The 1,705-nt window shown below is 29.3% G+C and carries 2 protein-coding genes; one reads left to right on the forward strand and one right to left on the reverse strand.

Annotated features, from left to right (window positions below):
• Positions 1-101: 101 nt before the first annotated feature.
• A complete protein-coding gene (locus tag B5F09_RS14435; protein WP_158095868.1) occupies positions 102-1,256 on the forward strand; it encodes a glycosyltransferase family 4 protein in 1,155 nt (384 codons plus the stop codon).
• A gap of 124 nt (positions 1,257-1,380) precedes the next feature.
• On the opposite strand, the gene B5F09_RS14440 is transcribed toward B5F09_RS14435, so the two are convergent.
• Positions 1,381-1,705 (reverse strand): hypothetical protein (locus B5F09_RS14440; RefSeq protein WP_343283915.1); only part of this gene is annotated, 325 nt, incomplete at its 5' end.

Below are 1,705 nucleotides of genomic sequence, written 5' to 3' on the forward strand. Positions count from 1 at the left end.
AGCTTATATAACCACACATATTATAACACTTACTTTGATAAAAAGAAATGCTTGATTTTCATGACTATGTGTGCCTTGGAGCTTCAGGCGGAAAGGAATGTATGGTTATGATGAAAAAAGCAATTATAATAGCTTCTGTTGCATCAATGATCGATCAGTTTAATCGCGACAATATTAATTTGCTGCATGAATTAGGTTATGAAGTAAGCGTTGCGTGTAATTTTGAGTATGGAAGTTCAACATCAAATGAACAGGTAAAAAAATTAATTAAAGATCTAGATGAATTAAATGTTAAACATTATCATATACCTATTCCTAGAAGTATGTTTGCATTAAAGGATATGTTTAAATCATATGAATTTTTAAAACAGTTAGCATTAAAGGAAAAGTATAATTTGATGCATTGCCATTCACCAATTGGCGGCGTTTTAGCAAGATTAGCTTTTAAAAAATCACGTAGACAAGGTACAAAGGTAATATATACTGCTCATGGTTTTCATTTCTATGATGGAGCTCCGTTAAAAAATTGGATAATCTTTTACCCGATAGAAAAGCTGTGTTCTAAATTAACTGATTGTTTAATTACAATTAATAAAGAAGATTATAAAAGAGCAAAAGAAAAATTTTATGCTAAAGAAGTTGAATATGTTCCAGGAATTGGAGTACATGTTGAAGAAATTCAAAATACATATGTTGATGTTATAAAGAAAAAAGCAGAGTTTGGTATTACAGATGAAGATGAAAAAATTTTGATATCTGTAGGTGAACTAAATACCAATAAAAATCATGAGATAATCATAAAAGCTTTATCAATGTTCAAGACAGACGTAAAATTTAAATATATCTTATGTGGTAAAGGTGATAAAGAAAAATATTTAAAAGAGTTGGTTAAGCAACTTAATCTTCAAAACAAAGTAATATTTGTAGGTTACAGAAATGATATAAAAGAAATCTTAAAAATTTCAGATATTTTTTGTTTTCCATCATATCGTGAGGGACTATCAGTTGCATTAATGGAAGCAATGGCGGCTGGATTACCTTGTATAGTTAGTAAGATTCGAGGAAATATTGATTTAGTCAACGAAAATGGTGGATTTTTATGTGAGCCTAATGACATTAATTCATTTTATAATGGGATAAAGGGACTACTTAATAAAAATAAAAGAATATGTATGGGAAATTACAATAAATTAAACATACAAAAGTTTGATGTATGTCATATTATAGAAAAAATTTCTATGATTTATGGTATTTAAAAACGATAAAATACTTAGATAGAAGGAGGAAAGTGTGAAAAATAATTTGACCCAATCGTGAGTAAAAACACAAAAAAAGACGAACTTAAAAACAAGTTCGGTTTCATTTAGAAAAAACAGAATATTATTTAGGAATTTCTTGAATAGATGATACATCAAATCCCTGTGATTTTAGAAAGTCCAGTGCTGTCTCAACTGTATAATTATTCTTTTCTCTTTGTGGCTTTGGATCCTTAAATGATTCGTAGTCTGAAGGATTGAACTTTTCTCCAGTAAGAATCATGTGATAAATACTGACAAGCATCATTCTTGCGATAGCTATGATTGCTTTCTTGTGTCCTCTTCTTTTCTTGATCCTTGTATACTTTTGACCAAAATAACTGTTTTTCTTTCTGATGGCTGCCAATGCACATTGTACTAATACCGGTTTAAGATACTGCCCGGCTTTG

The sequence above is a fragment of the Erysipelatoclostridium sp. An173 genome (genome assembly GCF_002160495.1).
Taxonomy (GTDB): Bacteria; Bacillota_I; Bacilli_A; order Erysipelotrichales; family Coprobacillaceae; genus Thomasclavelia; species Thomasclavelia merdavium.

Excerpts from the sequence above, each read along its gene's own strand:
- B5F09_RS14435 (WP_158095868.1), top strand. The coding sequence starts at position 102 with ATGGTTATGATGAAAAAAGCAATTATAATAGCTTCTGTTGCATCAATG.